General features: G+C 38.2%; 15 protein-coding genes and 1 other RNA gene. 4 read left to right on the top strand and 12 right to left on the bottom strand.

Annotation, left to right across the window (positions count from 1 at the left end; translation table 11 throughout):
* Positions 1–136 precede the first annotated feature (136 nt).
* From IGL32_RS04500 to IGL32_RS04460, 9 genes are all read right to left on the bottom strand, one after another.
* The gene (locus tag IGL32_RS04500; protein ID WP_002386630.1) at positions 137–1435 is read right to left on the bottom strand and encodes a Sapep family Mn(2+)-dependent dipeptidase; all 1299 of its coding nucleotides are present in this window, start codon (positions 1433–1435) and stop codon (positions 137–139) included.
* Positions 1432–2196: a GntR family transcriptional regulator, LSA1692 subfamily gene (locus tag IGL32_RS04495; RefSeq protein WP_002357984.1), complete on the bottom strand. Its 765-nt coding sequence runs from the start codon at positions 2194–2196 to the stop codon at positions 1432–1434. The genes IGL32_RS04500 and IGL32_RS04495 overlap by 4 nt, the downstream gene beginning before the upstream one ends.
* A 173-nt stretch (positions 2197–2369) precedes the next feature.
* Entirely contained in the window at positions 2370–3017 is a 648-nt protein-coding gene (nth, locus tag IGL32_RS04490) for an endonuclease III (RefSeq protein ID WP_002357985.1), read from the bottom strand.
* Positions 3018–3031: 14 nt separating this feature from the next.
* On the bottom strand, positions 3032–3748 hold the full coding sequence (locus IGL32_RS04485) for a DnaD domain protein (protein WP_002357986.1): 717 nt from the start codon (positions 3746–3748) through the stop codon (positions 3032–3034).
* Between the two features lie 32 nt (positions 3749–3780).
* The gene (locus tag IGL32_RS04480; RefSeq protein ID WP_104807366.1) at positions 3781–5277 is read right to left on the bottom strand and encodes a carboxypeptidase M32; all 1497 of its coding nucleotides are present in this window, start codon (positions 5275–5277) and stop codon (positions 3781–3783) included.
* Between the two features lie 18 nt (positions 5278–5295).
* Positions 5296–6459 carry a THUMP domain-containing class I SAM-dependent RNA methyltransferase gene (locus tag IGL32_RS04475; protein WP_002357989.1) on the bottom strand — a complete coding sequence of 388 codons (1164 nt, stop codon included), beginning with the start codon at positions 6457–6459 and terminating at the stop codon, positions 5296–5298.
* A gap of 237 nt (positions 6460–6696) precedes the next feature.
* Positions 6697–7065, bottom strand: an RNA gene (rnpB, locus tag IGL32_RS04470) — RNase P RNA component class B.
* 107 nt (positions 7066–7172) lie between these two features.
* A complete protein-coding gene (gene gpsB, locus IGL32_RS04465) occupies positions 7173–7583 on the bottom strand; it encodes a cell division regulator GpsB (protein ID WP_002357990.1) in 411 nt (136 codons plus the stop codon).
* Positions 7584–7676: 93 nt separating this feature from the next.
* Positions 7677–8219: a DUF1273 domain-containing protein gene (locus IGL32_RS04460; protein ID WP_002369608.1), complete on the bottom strand. Its 543-nt coding sequence runs from the start codon at positions 8217–8219 to the stop codon at positions 7677–7679.
* 62 nt (positions 8220–8281) lie between these two features.
* Here IGL32_RS04460 and recU point away from each other — a divergent pair, with 62 nt between their 5' ends.
* Together recU and IGL32_RS04450 are read left to right on the top strand one after the other, a co-directional pair.
* Positions 8282–8899, top strand: a complete 618-nt coding sequence (gene recU / locus IGL32_RS04455; RefSeq protein ID WP_002388848.1) for a Holliday junction resolvase RecU — start codon at positions 8282–8284, stop codon at positions 8897–8899.
* A 41-nt stretch (positions 8900–8940) separates the two neighbouring features.
* Positions 8941–11277, top strand: coding sequence for a PBP1A family penicillin-binding protein (locus tag IGL32_RS04450; protein WP_002360569.1), 2337 nt, complete (start codon positions 8941–8943; stop codon positions 11275–11277).
* Between the two features lie 83 nt (positions 11278–11360).
* Here the strand turns inward: IGL32_RS04450 and IGL32_RS04445 are convergent, their stop codons facing one another.
* The 3 genes from IGL32_RS04445 to IGL32_RS04435 form a co-directional block, all read right to left on the bottom strand.
* On the bottom strand, positions 11361–12971 hold the full coding sequence (locus tag IGL32_RS04445) for a CTP synthase (protein WP_002357995.1): 1611 nt from the start codon (positions 12969–12971) through the stop codon (positions 11361–11363).
* A 307-nt stretch (positions 12972–13278) separates the two neighbouring features.
* On the bottom strand, positions 13279–13896 hold the full coding sequence (gene rpoE, locus IGL32_RS04440; protein WP_002357996.1) for a DNA-directed RNA polymerase subunit delta: 618 nt from the start codon (positions 13894–13896) through the stop codon (positions 13279–13281).
* Positions 13897–13972: 76 nt separating this feature from the next.
* Positions 13973–14410: a DUF1934 domain-containing protein gene (locus IGL32_RS04435; protein ID WP_002382132.1), complete on the bottom strand. Its 438-nt coding sequence runs from the start codon at positions 14408–14410 to the stop codon at positions 13973–13975.
* Positions 14411–14741: 331 nt separating this feature from the next.
* Here IGL32_RS04435 and IGL32_RS04430 point away from each other — a divergent pair, with 331 nt between their 5' ends.
* Together IGL32_RS04430 and IGL32_RS04425 are read left to right on the top strand one after the other, a co-directional pair.
* Positions 14742–15557 carry a lipoate--protein ligase family protein gene (locus IGL32_RS04430; protein WP_016633861.1) on the top strand — a complete coding sequence of 272 codons (816 nt, stop codon included), beginning with the start codon at positions 14742–14744 and terminating at the stop codon, positions 15555–15557.
* Positions 15554–16924, top strand: coding sequence for a dNTPase (locus IGL32_RS04425; protein WP_002357999.1), 1371 nt, complete (start codon positions 15554–15556; stop codon positions 16922–16924). Before IGL32_RS04430 ends, IGL32_RS04425 begins: the two co-directional genes overlap by 4 nt.
* Positions 16925–16940 lie beyond the last annotated feature (16 nt).

The raw sequence follows: 16940 nt of genomic DNA, 5'->3' as shown, positions 1-16940 counted from the left end.
CTCCACCATTATAAACTAGTATATACTGTTTTGTATATACTGAAAATGAAATTTTATACAGAAAAATAGAAGATACACGTATGCGACCTCTACGAAACACATTGGCTTCTTCTCATACGTGTATCTTCTATTGGTTTTATGCTTCTGTTAATGCAATCATCGCTTGCATATAGATTTCCAGATTAAGCAGTAAATCTTTTTCATCCATATATTCATCTTGGTTATGTGCAATGCCTTTTTGACCAGGAAATGATGGACCAAAAGCAACGATATTCGGCATAAAGCGAGCATACGTAGCACCTGTAGTTGTGACTGGCGTCCCATCTAAGCCAGTAATTTGTTCATAAACCTTGGTTAATTTTTGAACATTGCGCTCATCTTTTGGAAACAGCGTACTAGGGAGGCGGCGGATGACGGTCACTTCACTTTCTGGAAATAGTGCCTTCGTTAGCTGCGTGGTTACTTCGTTTTCTGTAATAGAAACAGGATAACGCACGGCCAATGATAACACCAATTGCTGTCCTCTTTTTTCCAACGCATAGGGCGTTAAAATCAATTGCCCACTATCCTGATCCTTAAAGTCCAGAGCTACTCCTTCGCCATAGTGCTTTTCGTGAAAACTAGCGGTTAACCAGTCGAAATACTGTAATAAATTTCCTTTGACTAACTGTTCCTCGCTAATTTTCTGTGCCAATAAAGTAATCGCGTTCTTGCCTAGTTCTGGCGCATTGGAAGGAGCACGTTTTCCCGTGATTGCTGTTGTTTTTCCCGCAATCACCACACTTAATTGATCAGGTACGTGGTCTTTTGCTTGATCACCTATAATCTGACCAATTTGTTCACTTGAATCATCTGGGATGGTCGTTGTGATCTCATAATTAACAATCCCTCGCTCCCCATAAACTACTGGATATTTACAATCTGGAGTAAATCCAAAAACGGGTGCGTTTTCCTTCTCTAAATATAAGGGGATATCTCCACTCCCACTTTCTTCATCCGTGCCAAACATTAAGCGAATGGTTTTCTTTGGTTGGTAACCAAGTTCTTTCAGTAATTTCATTCCATACAGGCAAGCCAAGATAGGACCTTTATTATCTAGAATTCCTCTACCATACAAACGTTGATTTTTTTTCGTTAATTGAAAGGGCGGCACTGACCAACCAGAACCTTCTGGTACTACATCTAAATGACCAATAATTCCCAGATATTCTTCCGCTGTTCCCCATTGCGCATAGCCAACTGCGTCATTGACAATCCCAGTTTGAAAACCATAACGCTCTGCAAGTTTCAGCGTTTCTTCCAAGGCTCTTTTCGGTCCTTCGCCAAAAGGTGCCTCTTTTTTAGGCGACCCTTTCACACTTCGAATCGCGATAATTTTGTTTAAGTCTTCATAAAATAAATCTTTTTGAGCGGCTATTTCTTCTTTGATCTTCATTCGTTCCAAGAACCTCCTAGCTCCACTTGGTTGTTTTCAGACGGGCTATAGCGGGTCAGTGTGTTTTTAAACGTGTACCGATCTGCTCGATATAAAGAGACATCATATAAAATAGGAGTTGCATCAAGCGCATAGGTGATAGAGTGGACTTGTAAAAGTGGTTGGCCCACAGGAACATTCAATAATTCTGAAATTTCCGCTTCAACTAAGATTGCTTCAATTTCTTGATGCGAATAAGCAATCTCGACGTTCTTCTCGATTAAGCAGAAAAGAGAGCCCTCGAAGTCTTGCTTCGTATGGCCTTGTACGTATGCCTGTGGCAAATAAATTTTTTCAACTGTCATTGGTTCGCCGTCTAACATTCGGCGGCGAATCAGTTCATAAATTGCCTCATTTTTGCCTACTTGGAGCGCCTCCCGAATTTTCTCAGCGGGATGTACTACTTCTTCAAAGGAAATGACTTCTGTCTGGCTTTTTTTCCCGTAAGCTTTGGCTGCCTCAGTAAAACCTTGTAAGCCAGCGCGACCACTTTGAATTTTCGCTTGCGACATCACATAACTACCTTTACCATGTCGTTTTACCAAAATATTTTTGCGGATCAAATCATCAATCGCTTTACGGATGGTCAAGCGACTGCAGTTATATTCTTTAGCTAAATCATATTCTGAAGGTAATTTTTGTGCACTTACATACAGACCGTCTCGAATCTTCTTTTCAATTTCTGCAGAAATTTGCTTAAATTTGGGTGCATTTTCTGTCATTTCATCGCCTATCTTTCTTCAAAAAAATAAATTTTCTAGTATATACCACACTGTCTATACTAAATCAATTTTTAAGAAACCGCAATCATTTGTTGCGTTTCTTAAAAATCAAAAAAAGAAAGCGAGCCACAAGTCGGTTGGACTTGTGGCTCGCTTTTTTAGGAAAAAATGTGTTATTTCCCTTTCATCCGTTCTTTGCCTTCTTGACACATATAGAGTAGCGGACAGGCTTCACATTTAGGCGCTCTTGCTAGGCAGTGATAACGCCCAAAGAAAATCATGGTATGGTGCGTTTTCACCCAGAGTTCTTTCGGAACTTTACGCATTAAGGTTTGCTCAACTTCAGTAACATTCGCATTTAGCTTACAAATTCTAAGGCGCTTGGACACTCGTTCCACATGTGTATCTACTGCAAAAGCCGGTTCGCCGAAAGCATCTCCCATTACTACATTGGCTGTTTTTCTCCCCACGCCAGGTAAACTGACCAGTTCATCTCTGGTTTGCGGAACTTCTCCATTGAAACGTTCTAAAAGTTGTTGTGCGCACGCTTTAATATTTTTTGCTTTATTGCGATATAAGCCAATGGTTTTTATTTTAGCAATAATCTCCTCCACCGGCGCAGCTGCTAAAGCTTCTGGTGTTGGAAAAGCTGCGAATAAACCAGGAGTCGCTTTATTTACCGATACATCGGTTGCTTGCGCACTTAAAATCACAGCAATTAATAATTCAAAAGGATTCTTATGTTTTAATTCACATTCTGCATTTGGAAACATCTCATACATAATTTCAATAGCTTCCATTGTTTTCTCTTTTGATAGCATGGCCCACCTCCTTTTTATTCACTGTCTTCTGGATTTAACCAATTGTGTAATGTAACCTTTGGCAACGATTCTTGTGTCTGACCTTGTTGTTCAATCTCATTTTGAATCATAGAATCTTTTCGTTTTTTCTGATCAGCAGCAACTTGTTCTTTGGTGGTAATATTTTTACGCTCCCACGCAAGTAAAATACGATCAATATATTTCAAACTATACGCCTGATTTAAAACAGCTTCTCGCAACGCTAACCGGATTAATTCAGGGGAATAATGGTCCGTGTTCAACCACTGACCAATCATTTCTAATTCAATTGGTGAAAGTGGACGTCCGAATTCTTTTTCAAAGCCTTGATAAAGCTGTTTAATTTCATCTTCGTGGTTTGCGACAACTTGTTTTTCTTTGCTCGTTTGTAGAAATAATTGAATCTTTTGAAAAACAGGCAGTAAATCATACGTATCCATCATTTGACCTTTTTGGTTTTGTTGTGTTTCAATTCGAATAAAACCGCGAGAAACCAATTGATTTAATAACTTATAAATCGTATCTGGCGTTTTACCCATCGTCTCTGCAATCGCCATTAAGTCTGGAAATAAATCGCCTGCATTTTGCGAACGAAAAAGTTGCAGTAAAAAGAGAAATTCATCATCTTTCAAACCAATTTTTTGGTAATGATCAAATAGTAAGTTTGAGATTGTTGTTTCACCAGCTTCTAAATATTCACGAATTGATAACATTGTTGTTGTCCACTTCCTCTTGCTTGTTTCACTTATTGCACTTGATAAACATCAAAATAAATAGCTTTCATATAATCAATTAAATAACTAGGATTCAATTCTTCTCCCGTTGCATCATAAATTAATTGATTTGGTTTACGTGAAGCGCCGTACTGATGAATATGTTGTGTTAACCATTTACGGATATCAGAATAATCCTCCGAAGCTAAAATTTCATCAACAGGTAATTCTTGTTTCATTGCGTGAAATAGTTGCGCAGCGTACATATAACCCAAGGCATAAGATGGGAAATAACCAAAGCTACCTCCAGACCAATGAACATCTTGAAGGACACCTTCTAAATCATTTTCAGGTGATACGCCTAAGTACTCTTGGTATTTTTCGTTCCACACTTTTGGCAAATCAGCGACTTCCAAAGAACCATTAAACAACATTTTCTCAATTTCATAACGAATAATGATATGCAAAGGATAGGTGAGACTATCGGAATCAATCCGTATCAAACTTGCTTTCGTTTCTTTTAAAGAAGCATAGAAATCTTCAAAAGCAATATCATCAAAAGTGCCTTCTGCGCATTCTTGGAAAAACGGGTATTGTTTTTGCCAAAAAGCCCGGTTGCTACCAATGATAATTTCATTAAAGAGCGATTGTGATTCGTGAATCCCCATAGAGGCACCTTCGCTTAGCGGCGTAAAGTCAAATTTAGGATCAAAATTTTGTTCGTACATCCCATGACCCGCTTCATGAATCACACCAAATGTTGCCATTGAGAAATTATTTTCTTCCCAGCGCGTAGTAATCCGCGCATCATTTCGATTTAGAGCTGTCATAAATGGATGAACTGTATCATCTAATCGGCCTTTTGAAAAATCATAGCCTAATTGTTCAACCACACCAATCACAAAACGGCGTTGTTGTTCTTTGGTCATTTTTCTAGATAAAAAGTCAGTTCTAGGCGGCGTACCTTTTTCCGCTAAAACGGTCCGAATCTCTTGAATCCCTTGTTTTACTTGGTCGAATACTTGGTCTAGTTTCTCAACCGTCATCCCTGGTTCAAATTGATTTAATAACACATCATACGGAGTTTTTTCTTCTTTTTGCCAATAAGGAATGAACTCTTTTTGGAACGCAACGACCTTCGTTAAGGTTTCTTCTAACAAGCCGAAATCTTGTGCAGCGCGTGCTTTTAGCCAATCTGTATGTGCTTGGTTTAATACTTTAACATATTCTTGCATACGTTCAGCTGGAACATTTTTATTCAAAGCATATTCTTCTTTTACTTTTTCAAAAACCAGTTTCCCTAATTCAGATAATTCTTCAGGGCGTGTCTCAAAATAGGCCAATGCTTCTTGAATAACTGGGCCAATACTTCGTTCAAAATATAATCCGGTTAAATACCCTTCTACTTCTCCTCGAAAAGGACTACTTTTTTCTGGCATCCCAGTTGATGAATCCCAGTCTAATAATGTCAAGGCATTTTTTAGTAATTGAATTTCTTTCACTTCTTGTAAAAATACAGCTTCCTTCATTTTTTTACACCAGCTTTCTTAGTCTTCCCGTGGTTTTCTTGGTGGACGTGTTCCCCAGTATTGGAATAAATCTGTTCGTAAGGCTCCGTTGTAAAGCTTCCGTTTTTTAGTAGCTTTGGCACCATAATATTCTTCAAAAGCAAGATCACTCGTCAGTATATACTTGCTCCAAGTAGTTAACGGACGGAAAACATGGCCCATTTCTTTATACAAACGACGAACACTTTCCTCTTCTCCTAAACGCTCACCATAAGGCGGGTTAGCTACCATTACACCATATTCCTTCTCGGTTGTAAAATCTTTTAAGGCCAATTGTTTAAAGGTAATTGAATCACCTAAACCAACTTCCTCAGCATTCGCTCGTGCGACTTCAATCATTCGCCCATCAACATCTGAACCACAGATATCTAACTCAACATCGTAGTCTGCCTTTGCCTCGGCTTCGTTACGTACTTTTTCAAAAATTGCTGGATCAACCCAATCCCATGTTTCACAAGTGAAACTACGATTAAAGCCAGGGGCAATGTTATGGCCAATTAATGCTGCTTCAATACAAATTGTTCCAGAACCACAAACTGGATCATAAAAAGGACGATCTTTGCGCCAATTGGTCAACATCACTAAAGCAGCTGCCATGTTTTCCTTAAGAGGTGCGCCCCCCTTTTCAATGCGATAGCCCCGTTTAAATAAACTTGGCCCAGTCGTGTCCAACGTCAACGTCACTTTATCTTTTAGAAGAGCCACTTCTAATTTAAACAAAGCTCCTGTTTCGGTTAAAGGCACCGTCGCTGGACGATGGTAAACTTCTCTTAAACGGTTAACAATGGCTTTTTTGGTGATGGCTTGGCAATCAGGAACACTATACAATTTTGACTTAATTGATTTACCTGCAACTGGAAATTCTGCATCTAAAGGCAAATAATCTTCCCAAGGAAGTGCTTTAACTTTTTCAAATAATTCATCAAAACTATAGGCGTTAAATTCGCCAACGACGATTTTAATCCGATCTGCTGTTCGTAGCCATAAATTGGCAGTGGCAATTGTTTCAACAGTGCCTTCAAAGACGGCCCGGCCATTTTCTACTTCACAGGGAATCCCTAAATCACGCAATTCTTTTCCAACTAATGCTTCTAAGCCACTAGCAGCCGTTGCAACAAGTTTGAATGTTTTTTCTTTCGTCATAAAAACTCCTTCTTGACTCTTTTTTATTGTCTGGAGCTAACAGTCCTGCCGACTACTGCTCCGCTTGTTTTTTGTAATTGTCCGCTTTCTCTGAACTAAACGGTCCTGTCCCAGCCTCTTTAGAACAGACAGCTTACTACTTTTATCTCAGCTTCTTTATTTTAACATTTTTTTATTCTTTTCGTAAAAAAAGCCTTCACAACTACGTTGGAAGGTCTTCCTGAATTACTTGTAATTTTCTATAAGCCATGTTCTGTATCACCAATTCTTCAGGAAAAATTGGTGACGGTCATCATCTATCTGCAGAGTAAACTCTGCCTCTTCTACTCGTTCATTTCCTTTAGAAGAGCGCCCCTACCATTGTTTGGGTTGCTCGCTCGAGGGGTTTACCGCGTTCCACCGATGGAGTTTCCCACATCGCTTCGTCACTGTGGCACTTTCAAGGATACTTTGACATAGTCGAAACCTTAGTCATTTTTCCTGCCGTTACTCTAAAAGAGTACCTTAGCTTATGATTTCGCTAAGCACGAACACTACAAGCATCTCAGCTTGTGCGAGCATGGACTTTCCTCAGCTTGCATAAGCAAACCGCGATCACCCGAAAATTACAAATCTGTTTAAACGAACAGCAAAAATTTACACGCTACAACAAGTGTCCGCTATTCTAACAAATGCTTTTTGTTCCTCGTGAAAGCTTGACTTAAATTGTCTTGTTAAAATTGACGTGTTTGTGCATTATCAACATCATGGTTCGCTGGTTCTGCAGTCATTGACGGTGCAGAAGGCGTTACAGGTGTTGAAGGTGTTTCATCTAACTTTTTACCAAAAACTTCACGCTCTAAGTTTGATAAACGTTTTAAAATATCAAAGTTGGTCACTGCTGCACTTTTTGGTACTTCTTGAGCAACACGAGGCGTTGGTTGGGCTTTTGATAATTGGTCTAATTTTGCCATTAAGCGGCTGTTTTCTTCTTGCAAGCTTAATAATTCTTTATTATAAGCTTCGTAGTCTTTAATAACATTGTCTAAAAATTCGTCTACTTCAATTGGGTCATACCCGTTCATCATTTTCGTTTTAAATTCTTTTTGTAAAATGTCTTTAGGACTATATACTAAATTTGCCATGTTTACACCTCATTTGTTTATTTACGATAGAAAATTTCATAGTTCCACAAATACTATTGTAACGAAAAATAGCTAGAAAATCAAACAGATTCTCTAATCAATCACCGAGTTTTGTAAATCATCCATTGTAATTAAGCGAATATCATAGGGTTCTCGTTCCGAAAAATGTTGTGCATCCTTTAAAAAATACTCCGTTTTGCCAGGGTACTCTTTGTCATAAATAAGTAAGCTGCCCCCAGAATGTTCCAAAAGAAATTTTGTATGCATTTTTAATTGTGCTGGCGATTGATAGGGCTGGTGACTTACTGAGTTGATATAATCAGCCAAACTTTCCGCTTTCGTTAACAGTTCTCGATTTTGTTCATTCCAATTATTGCCAAAGTCTTTAAACGGATAAAGTAAACCTAGCTGAACTTCTGGATATTCCGTTTTTAATTCCCCAACTACTTCAGCTGTCCAAAGTTCAACACCTAAATTGCCAGAAATCAAAATCCATTCTACTCCCGTTTCAATATAACTGGCTAACTCTTTTTTTAAGACATTTTTAATAACTGTGATTTTCGGGTCTTTTCCTTGAAATATCCCCAATTCAAAGCTGCGATAACCGGTGACATAGAGGGTTTTTATCATTTCCATAAGTCATCCCTTTTCTTTCAGGTCTTTTTTTTGGTATAATACAGGCTAGGAGTGTGATAAACGTGACGTTCCATTATCCTAACGGAATACCTTATAATCATCATGAAGCACAATCACCAAAAAAACAAGTAAAAAAGAAACGCCCCGTTGAATTTGGTAATCGTGGGATGGATTTCGAAGAAGCGATCAATCAAAGCAATCAATATTATCTATTGAATAAGCAAGCAGTCGTTCATAAGAAACCAACTCCTGTTCAAATTGTTAAAGTAGATTATCCCAAACGAAGTGCGGCTGTTATTAAGGAGGCCTACTTTAGACAAGCTTCAACGACTGATTATAACGGTGTATATCAAGGCCGTTACATAGATTTTGAAGCGAAAGAAACGAAAAATACCACGTCCTTTCCCTTTAAAAATTTTCATCAACATCAAATTGATCATATGGAACAATGTATAGCACAACAAGGGATTTGTTTTGTGCTATTATGGTTTTCAAGCTTAAAACGCTGCTTCTTTTTTAGTGGTGAAAATCTAATAACGCATTGGAAAAACCAAGCAGTTACTGGAAAAAAATCTATGCCGCTTGCACTCATCGAGAAAGAAGGAATTGAATTATCTTTTGGAATCGCACCGCGAATCCCTTATCTCGACGCAGTGGAACAATATATTCAGACACACTAGATTCATAAAGTTTTGAAAGTATAACAAAGGAGTTGCTATTTATGCCAACCGCAAATTCAGGCTCGCGAGCTGCTAGACATGCATCCAACACCTCATCGAAGTCAAGTTACAAGAAAAAGACACAACCGCCGAAAAAGAAAAAACGGCTTGTTTTAAAAATCTTTCTTGGCTTACTTATCGCTGGGATGGTCGCTTTTTTAGCAGGCGTTGGTCTTTTTTGGTTCTATGCACGACAAGCCCCAAAATTAGAAGATGACAAACTGAATGCGACAGTTTCATCGAAGCTTTACGATATTAATAATGAAATTTTTGAGGATTTAGGCGCAGAAAAGCGTGAATTAATTCAACCAAATGATGTGCCTCAATTATTAAAAGATGCCATTGTTTCTGTCGAAGACCGTCGTTTCTATAAACACATTGGTGTGGATCCGATTCGGATTATCGGTTCTGCCCTTTCAAATGTCAAAAATGGTGGATTACAAGGCGGAAGTACCTTAACCCAACAATTAATTAAATTGTCCTACTTCTCTACAAAAGAATCTGACCAAACCTTGAAACGGAAAGCACAAGAAGCATGGATGGCTGTTCGTTTAGAACGTGAAAAATCAAAAGAAGAAATTTTAACTTACTACATTAACAAAGTCTACATGGCGAATGGTTTTTATGGAATGGAAACAGCGGCTGAAAATTATTATGGTAAACATTTATCTGAACTTGATTTACCACAAACGGCCCTACTGGCAGGAATGCCACAAGCGCCAAACTCATACGATCCCTATACAAAACCAGATACTGCTAAAGAACGCCGAGATGTCGTACTCTACACAATGTACGACAATAAAAAAATCTCGAAAGCAGAGTACGAAAAAGCCAAAGCTACTCCAATCGATGAAGGCTTAGTGCCATTAAAAGCCAGTGATGACAATCGAAAAGTCGTAGATAATTACGTCAAAGAAGTAATCAATGAAGTGAAAGCAAAAACTGGTAAAAATGTTTACACAGACGGACTAGATATCTACACAAACTTAGATATGAATGCCCAAAAACAACTTTACGATATTGTCAACAGTGATCAATACGTTGCGTTTCCAGATGATAAAATGCAAGTGGCTTCAACCGTTATTGATGTTGCCTCTGGACAAGTCCGAGCACAGATTGGTGGTCGTCACATTCCTGATGATGTACAATTAGGAAACAATTTAGCTGTTAACACCCAACGTGATGTTGGTTCAACCGTGAAACCAATCATGGATTATGGTCCCGCAATTGAGAATTTAAATTATTCGACAGGTCGCCTCATGGTGGATAAACCAACGAAATATCCTGGTACCGACATTGATGTCTTCAACTCTGATTTAACATATCAAGGCGTCATTACTATGCGCCGTGCGATTATGGGTTCTCGTAACACGACTGCGGTCCAGACGTTTGATGAAGTTGGTAAAGAAAACATCATGCCTTTCATTAAAGGGCTAGGAATTGACTATAAAAACTTAGAAGCCTCGAATGCCATTTCAAGTAACACAAGCGATGTAGATGGCGATAAATATGGAATTTCCTCATTGAAGTTAGCAGCAGCTTATGCGGCTTTCGCCAATAACGGGATTTACAACAAACCGTATTACGTAAACAAAGTCGTTTTCAATGATGGAACTAGCGTTGATTATCAACCTGATGGCAAACGTGCAATGAAAGACTCTACCGCCTATATGATGACGGATATGTTAAAAGATGTTTTAAACGGCGGAACAGGATTTAACGGCGCCATTCCAGGCTTAATCCAAGCGGCCAAAACAGGGACTTCTAACTATACTGATGAAGATTTAGCGCGAATGGGCACAACAGAAAAAGGAATTGCCCCGGATAGTACCTTTGTTGGTTATACAACACACTATGCCGTTTCTGTTTGGACTGGATACAATGATCGAAATACACCAATCTATCAAGAATACTATGGGATTGCCTCGGATGTTTATCGTGAAATAATGAGTTACTTGTCTCAAAATGTTTCAAACGATGACTGGGTGCAGCCAGACAGTGTTGTGCGGGTAGGTAATGAATTATACGTGAAAGATGCCTATGAGGTACCAAATGTACAAGTTTTACCAAGTACTACCTCTTCAGCACCACAGCCGGAATCTAGCAGTACGGTGGAATCCTCTTCCACAAAAGAAGCGGAAAGTTCATCAAGTTCTAGTTCAGAAAGTGCGCCTTCTTCCTCTGAAGCGCCACCATCAACCGAACAACCGGCAAGCTCTTCCTCAGCAGAGCAACCAGCAACATCGGAACAACCACCTGAACCATCAAGTTCTAGTTCACAAGAACCGCCGCAACCACCTGAAAGTAGTTCTAAACCAGATGAAAATAAAGCAGCATAAAAAGTACGGGGCTCATGATGAGCCCCGTACTTTTTTAGATTAAAAATGGACGAAGTGAACTGAATCACTTCGTCCATTTTTGCTTATTTACTTTCTTTATTTGCCAAAGCTGCACCAACAAATCCTTTGATTAAGCGTTGTGGGCGATTTGGACGAGAAATTAATTCTGGGTGGAATTGACAAGCCACAAAGAATTGTTTTTCAGGAATTTCAACAATCTCAACTAAACGATTATCTGGTGAAACTCCAGAGAAAACTAAGCCATTTTCTTCAAATAATTGACGATATTTGTTGTTAAATTCATAACGATGACGGTGACGTTCTTGGACAACATCTTCATTTCCGTATGCTGCCGCAGTTTTCGTTCCTTTTTTCAATTTACATGGATATAAACCTAAACGTAGTGTGCCACCTAAATTCTCGATGTTTTCTTGATCTGCCATTAAATCAATAATGTTATTTGTCACGTCAGGATTAGTTTCTGCAGAACCAGCATCTTCTAAGCCCACAACGTTACGACCAAATTCTACACAGGCCATTTGCATACCTAAGCAAATGCCAAGGAATGGTACGTCATTTTCGCGAGCAAAACGAATCGCTTCAATTTTTCCTTCAATTCCACGATCACCAAAACCACCAGGAACCAAAATACCATCTGCTGAACCAATTCTTTCAGCGACATTTTCAGCAGTTAATTCTTGTGAATCAACCCAATCAATTTCGATATCTGAATCAAAATCAAACCCAGCATGTTTTAATGCTTCTACAACAGAAATATAGGCATCTGGTAATTCAACATATTTACCAACCAGCGCAATTTTTGTTTTCTTTTTCAAGTTAAGAACTTTTTCTTCTAATGCACGCCACTCAGTCATGTCTGCAGCCGGTGCATCCAATTTTAAATGATCACAAACAATTTGATCCATGTTTTGTGCTTGAAGTGCTAATGGAATGGAGTATAATGTTTCAACATCCCGAGATTCAATTACCGCTTCTGGATTAACATCACAGAATTGTGCTAATTTGTTTTTAGTGTTTTGAGAAACAGGTAATTCTGTACGAACCACTAAAATATTTGGTTGAATCCCTAAACTTCTTAATTCTTTGACACTATGTTGTGTTGGTTTAGTTTTCATTTCGCCAGCCGCTTTTAAGTAAGGAATCAAGGTTGTATGGATGTACATTACGTTGTCACTACCCATATCAGCTTTCATTTGACGCAATGCTTCTAGGAAAGGTAATGATTCGATGTCGCCGACAGTACCACCTACTTCTGTGATAATCACATCGGCATCCGTCATTTTCGCTGCACGCATGATTTTTTCTTTGATTTCATTGGTAATGTGTGGAATAACTTGCACTGTTGCACCTAAGTATTCCCCTTTACGTTCTTTACGTAAGACTTCTGAATAAATTTTCCCAGTGGTTACGTTTGAGTATTTATTTAAGTTAATATCAATAAAACGTTCATAGTGACCTAAGTCCAAATCTGTTTCGGCACCATCATCTGTGACAAAAACCTCTCCATGTTGGTAAGGACTCATTGTCCCCGGATCCACATTAATATATGGATCGAATTTTTGAATCGTTACTTTTAATCCACGATTTTTTAATAATCGTCCTAAAGATGCTGCGACAATCCCTTTTCCGATAGAAGAAACCACGCCACCTGTAACAAAGATGTATTTTGTCATAATAGTTAAAAACCCTTTCTTTGATAATATTTTGTAGAGAGAAGTAAAACAACTTTGAGACTCTTACGTTTCTCCAAATAAAAAAGAAACAAAAATAGAAAAGCTCCCTATCCATTACGAATAGGGAGCTTGTAAGTTCGTTCAAACTTCTGACCTTCTTAAAGGTGCCCAAGTAGTATAATACAAGCAAACGGACATCAGGTCAAGTACTTCTATTCAAGAAAATAATTTTTTCTATTTTCTCATTTTTCTTAAGCATTCAACTAAAAAGCTTGACTCCTTCTTAGGAATCAAGCTTTTTGGTTTCTTACTCTTCAGAATATTCGTCATCAAAATCGTCTTCATCTTCAACATCATCGTCATCAATGATTGTTAAATCTTCTTCGATTTGCGGAATGTCTTCTTCATCATCGTCTGAATCTGCACCAATCTCTTGTAAGTCAGAGTTGTATGCTTTGATTTCTTCATCTTCATCTTCTTCATCATCGTACAAGATGTCTTCTTCATCATCATTTGTTAATTCAGCATCTTCTGGATCGTCATCGTTATAGTCAATTACATCTTCATCGTTTGGATTAGTGATGAAGGCATTTACTTTTTTACGTTTTCTACGACGTGGTGCATCTTCTTCGTCTTCTTCCAAGCCATGTGTAACTTCTTCATCGATTGAATCGATTGGATACCATGAACGTAAGCCCCAACGATTGTCTCCCAATGAGATAAAGCTACCGTCGATGTTTAAATCTGTATAAAATTGTGCTAATTGGTCACGAATTTCACTATCAGACTTGCCAAGATAATTTTGGATTTGGTTAACTAAATCAGAAAAATCCATTACATCTGCATGTTGTTCTAAAATAGCGTGTGCTACTTCAATCATGGATAATTCTTTTTTGTTTAACCCTTCAAATACATTAATTTCCAAGAGGTACACGTCCTTTCACAGTCTACTCCTTATCATACAAAAACATTGAAAAAAAATCAATTCTATTCTGCAATATTTATGCAGTAAATTCTAATTCTAAATGATATTCTCCGATTCGCTCTGTTTGAGAGTATAAATCATAATCAACTAAAATCTTACCAGACATTGGTTGATCTTTTAAACTAACACGCAAATTATGTGTAAACGTACTAATCTGTAGCAAGCCATAAGGGGTTCGATAACTTGTATCTAATTTTTCCTGATAGCCAAATCTTAAACGCATCCGTAATTCGCCGGCACGAATCAGCTGAACATGCCCGTCTGGTTCAATTTTAATGGTTACGGGGGTTGGTTCTGTATCCTCTAATAATTCTTCTTTGTAACGAATGTATAATGTATCACCCATTTTTACTAATTGACCTTCTAAGTCAAAGAAAAAATCTTTTTGTTCGTTGCCTTGTTGGACAATCGTTTTTAGTTGAATCGATACAGGAACGCCTGTTGATAAATCCATAATGGTCACTCCTTTTCCAAAATATAACTTTCTTATTGTTGACTTTTTCAATATATTTGTCAACTAAAGTCAATTTTTCCTTGTTTATGTACCTTTTCTTATTGTATAAGCTCTTTTCACGGGTTGCAAGCATTTGTTTCATCTATTTAATAAGAAAACCGTTTACTATTTTAGAGAATTCCTTCAGAATTCGTTTATATAACATGCTTTTTTGCGTTTTTTGTATATAATATAAGAGAGAGTAAGAAAATAAACGTATTAAATGACGTAATTATAAATAGACAGGACGTTTTTTATGAGCACAACTTTTCCCCTTCACACCGAATCATTTATGCTCCTTGATTCAGGTTGTTTAACAAACAGTGACTATTTTTTACCTTTTGCCTTGACCGATGTTTTAACTACTTTTTCAGGAATGCAGCACCAACCAATCATTCATTTCTGGCAATTGGATCAAGCAATGATTCTTGGCATGAAAGATACCCGTGTACCACATCTAAAAGAAGGCATCACTTCTCTGCAAGAAAACGATTATTCTGTAGTCGTTCGCAATGCCGGCGGTTTAGGGGTGATTGCCGATTCGGGTATTTTAAATGTTTCACTTATTTTACCAAATAATTCTGAACACAAATTAAGTATCGATGCGGCTTATGAATTAATGTGGGCTTGGCTCCGTCAGAGTTTTCCGGAGAAAGAGATTGACGCCTTTGAAATTACTACATCCTATTGTCCCGGTACTTATGATTTAAGTATTGGCGGTCAAAAGTTTGCTGGGATTGCCCAACGACGCGTCAAAGACGGTATTTCTGTCATGATTTACATCAGCGTTAACGGCAATCAACTTGCTCGTGGAGAAGTGGTTCGAGACTTTTACCTTGCTGGGTTACAAGAACAATTTGGTGAAAATGGCTATCCACCCGTTGATCCAGCAGTGATGGCAAATTTAGAAACCCTGATTGAGACTCCATTAACAATAGACGCCGTAAAAACCCGTTTAATCGAAGCATTACCTCAACAATTTGAAAAATCTATTGATCCAAACTTAACCGAACCAATTATAACCTCAGAATGGTTCCAAACAAATTTAACTGTCCAGCTGGAAAAAATGGCGCAACGAAACGCCTTAATTAAAGGAGAGATCTTATGACGATTCCGTATAAAGAGCAACGATTACCAATCGAAAAAGTTTTTCGTGATCCCGTCCATAATTATATTCATGTCCAACATCAAGTGATTTTAGACCTTATTAATTCTGCTGAAGTGCAACGATTACGTCGCATTAAGCAACTAGGTACTTCTTCTTTTACGTTTCACGGTGCCGAACATAGTCGTTTTTCCCATTCTTTGGGTGTTTACGAAATTACACGTCGGATTTGTGAGATTTTCCAACGTAACTACTCTGTGGAACGATTAGGTGAAAACGGCTGGAATGATGACGAGCGCCTGATTACACTTTGCGCAGCTTTATTACATGATGTCGGTCATGGTCCTTATTCACATACATTCGAGCATATTTTTGATACAAACCATGAAGCAATCACGGTCCAAATCATCACCTCACCAGAAACGGAAGTCTATCAAATTTTAAATCGTGTTTCGGCAGATTTTCCTGAAAAAGTCGCCAGCGTTATTACTAAACAATACCCAAATCCTCAAGTGGTGCAAATGATTTCTAGTCAAATTGATGCCGATCGCATGGACTATCTGTTACGTGATGCTTACTTTACAGGGACGGAATACGGAACCTTCGATTTAACTAGAATCTTACGTGTGATTCGACCATACAAAGGAGGCATTGCCTTTGCTATGAATGGGATGCATGCGGTGGAAGACTATATCGTTAGTCGTTACCAAATGTATGTCCAAGTCTATTTTCACCCTGTTTCTCGTGGGATGGAAGTGATTCTTGATCATTTATTGCATCGGGCGAAAGAATTATTTGAAAACCCTGAATTTGACTATGATTTACAAGCCTCTCTGCTTGTACCATTCTTTAAAGGGGACTTCACCTTACAAGAATATTTAAAATTGGATGATGGCGTCCTATCTACGTACTTTACACAATGGATGGATGTGCCTGATTCAATTCTAGGTGATTTAGCCAAACGTTTCCTTATGCGTAAGCCTCTGAAGTCAGCCACCTTTACGAACGAAAAAGAGAGCGCAGCAACGATTGCTTATTTAAGGGAATTGATTGAAAAAGTTGGTTTCAACCCTAAATATTATACTGCCATTAATTCAAGCTATGATTTACCTTACGATTTTTATCGTCCAAATAAAGACCGTCATCGTACACAAATTGAATTGATGCAAAAAGATGGCTCATTAGTGGAATTGGCAACGGTCAGTCCCCTAGTTGCAGCACTTGCTGGTCAGAGTCAAGGAGATGAACGTTTCTATTTCCCTAAAGAAATGCTTGACCAAGGAAATAAAAAACATTACGATTTATTTGATGAGACGTATCGTGAGTTTTCAAGTTACATTCATAATGGTGCGTTAGTTTTAAAAAAATAGGTTTTCTAGGAGGATT

The organism is Enterococcus sp. AZ035, assembly GCF_050548325.1.
GTDB classification, from domain to species: Bacteria; Bacillota; Bacilli; order Lactobacillales; family Enterococcaceae; genus Enterococcus; species Enterococcus faecalis.
Note: the sequence above shows the minus strand (reverse complement) of the source record. Positions and strands in the feature narration are given on the sequence as shown.

What these genes read in the sequence shown, in the direction of transcription:
- gpsB (WP_002357990.1), bottom strand. Translation starts at nt 7,583, where the DNA reads ATGGCAAATTTAGTATATAGTCCTAAAGACATTTTACAAAAAGAATTT.
- IGL32_RS04475 (WP_002357989.1), bottom strand. Translation starts at nt 6,459, where the DNA reads ATGACGAAAGAAAAAACATTCAAACTTGTTGCAACGGCTGCTAGTGGC.
- IGL32_RS04450 (WP_002360569.1), top strand. Translation starts at nt 8,941, where the DNA reads ATGCCAACCGCAAATTCAGGCTCGCGAGCTGCTAGACATGCATCCAAC.
- IGL32_RS04445 (WP_002357995.1), bottom strand. Translation starts at nt 12,971, where the DNA reads ATGACAAAATACATCTTTGTTACAGGTGGCGTGGTTTCTTCTATCGGA.
- IGL32_RS04435 (WP_002382132.1), bottom strand. Translation starts at nt 14,410, where the DNA reads ATGGATTTATCAACAGGCGTTCCTGTATCGATTCAACTAAAAACGATT.
- IGL32_RS04430 (WP_016633861.1), top strand. Translation starts at nt 14,742, where the DNA reads ATGCTCCTTGATTCAGGTTGTTTAACAAACAGTGACTATTTTTTACCT.
- IGL32_RS04495 (WP_002357984.1), bottom strand. Translation starts at nt 2,196, where the DNA reads ATGACAGAAAATGCACCCAAATTTAAGCAAATTTCTGCAGAAATTGAA.
- IGL32_RS04500 (WP_002386630.1), bottom strand. Translation starts at nt 1,435, where the DNA reads ATGAAGATCAAAGAAGAAATAGCCGCTCAAAAAGATTTATTTTATGAA.
- IGL32_RS04425 (WP_002357999.1), top strand. Translation starts at nt 15,554, where the DNA reads ATGACGATTCCGTATAAAGAGCAACGATTACCAATCGAAAAAGTTTTT.
- IGL32_RS04480 (WP_104807366.1), bottom strand. Translation starts at nt 5,277, where the DNA reads ATGAAGGAAGCTGTATTTTTACAAGAAGTGAAAGAAATTCAATTACTA.
- IGL32_RS04460 (WP_002369608.1), bottom strand. Translation starts at nt 8,219, where the DNA reads ATGGAAATGATAAAAACCCTCTATGTCACCGGTTATCGCAGCTTTGAA.
- nth (WP_002357985.1), bottom strand. Translation starts at nt 3,017, where the DNA reads ATGCTATCAAAAGAGAAAACAATGGAAGCTATTGAAATTATGTATGAG.
- IGL32_RS04485 (WP_002357986.1), bottom strand. Translation starts at nt 3,748, where the DNA reads ATGTTATCAATTCGTGAATATTTAGAAGCTGGTGAAACAACAATCTCA.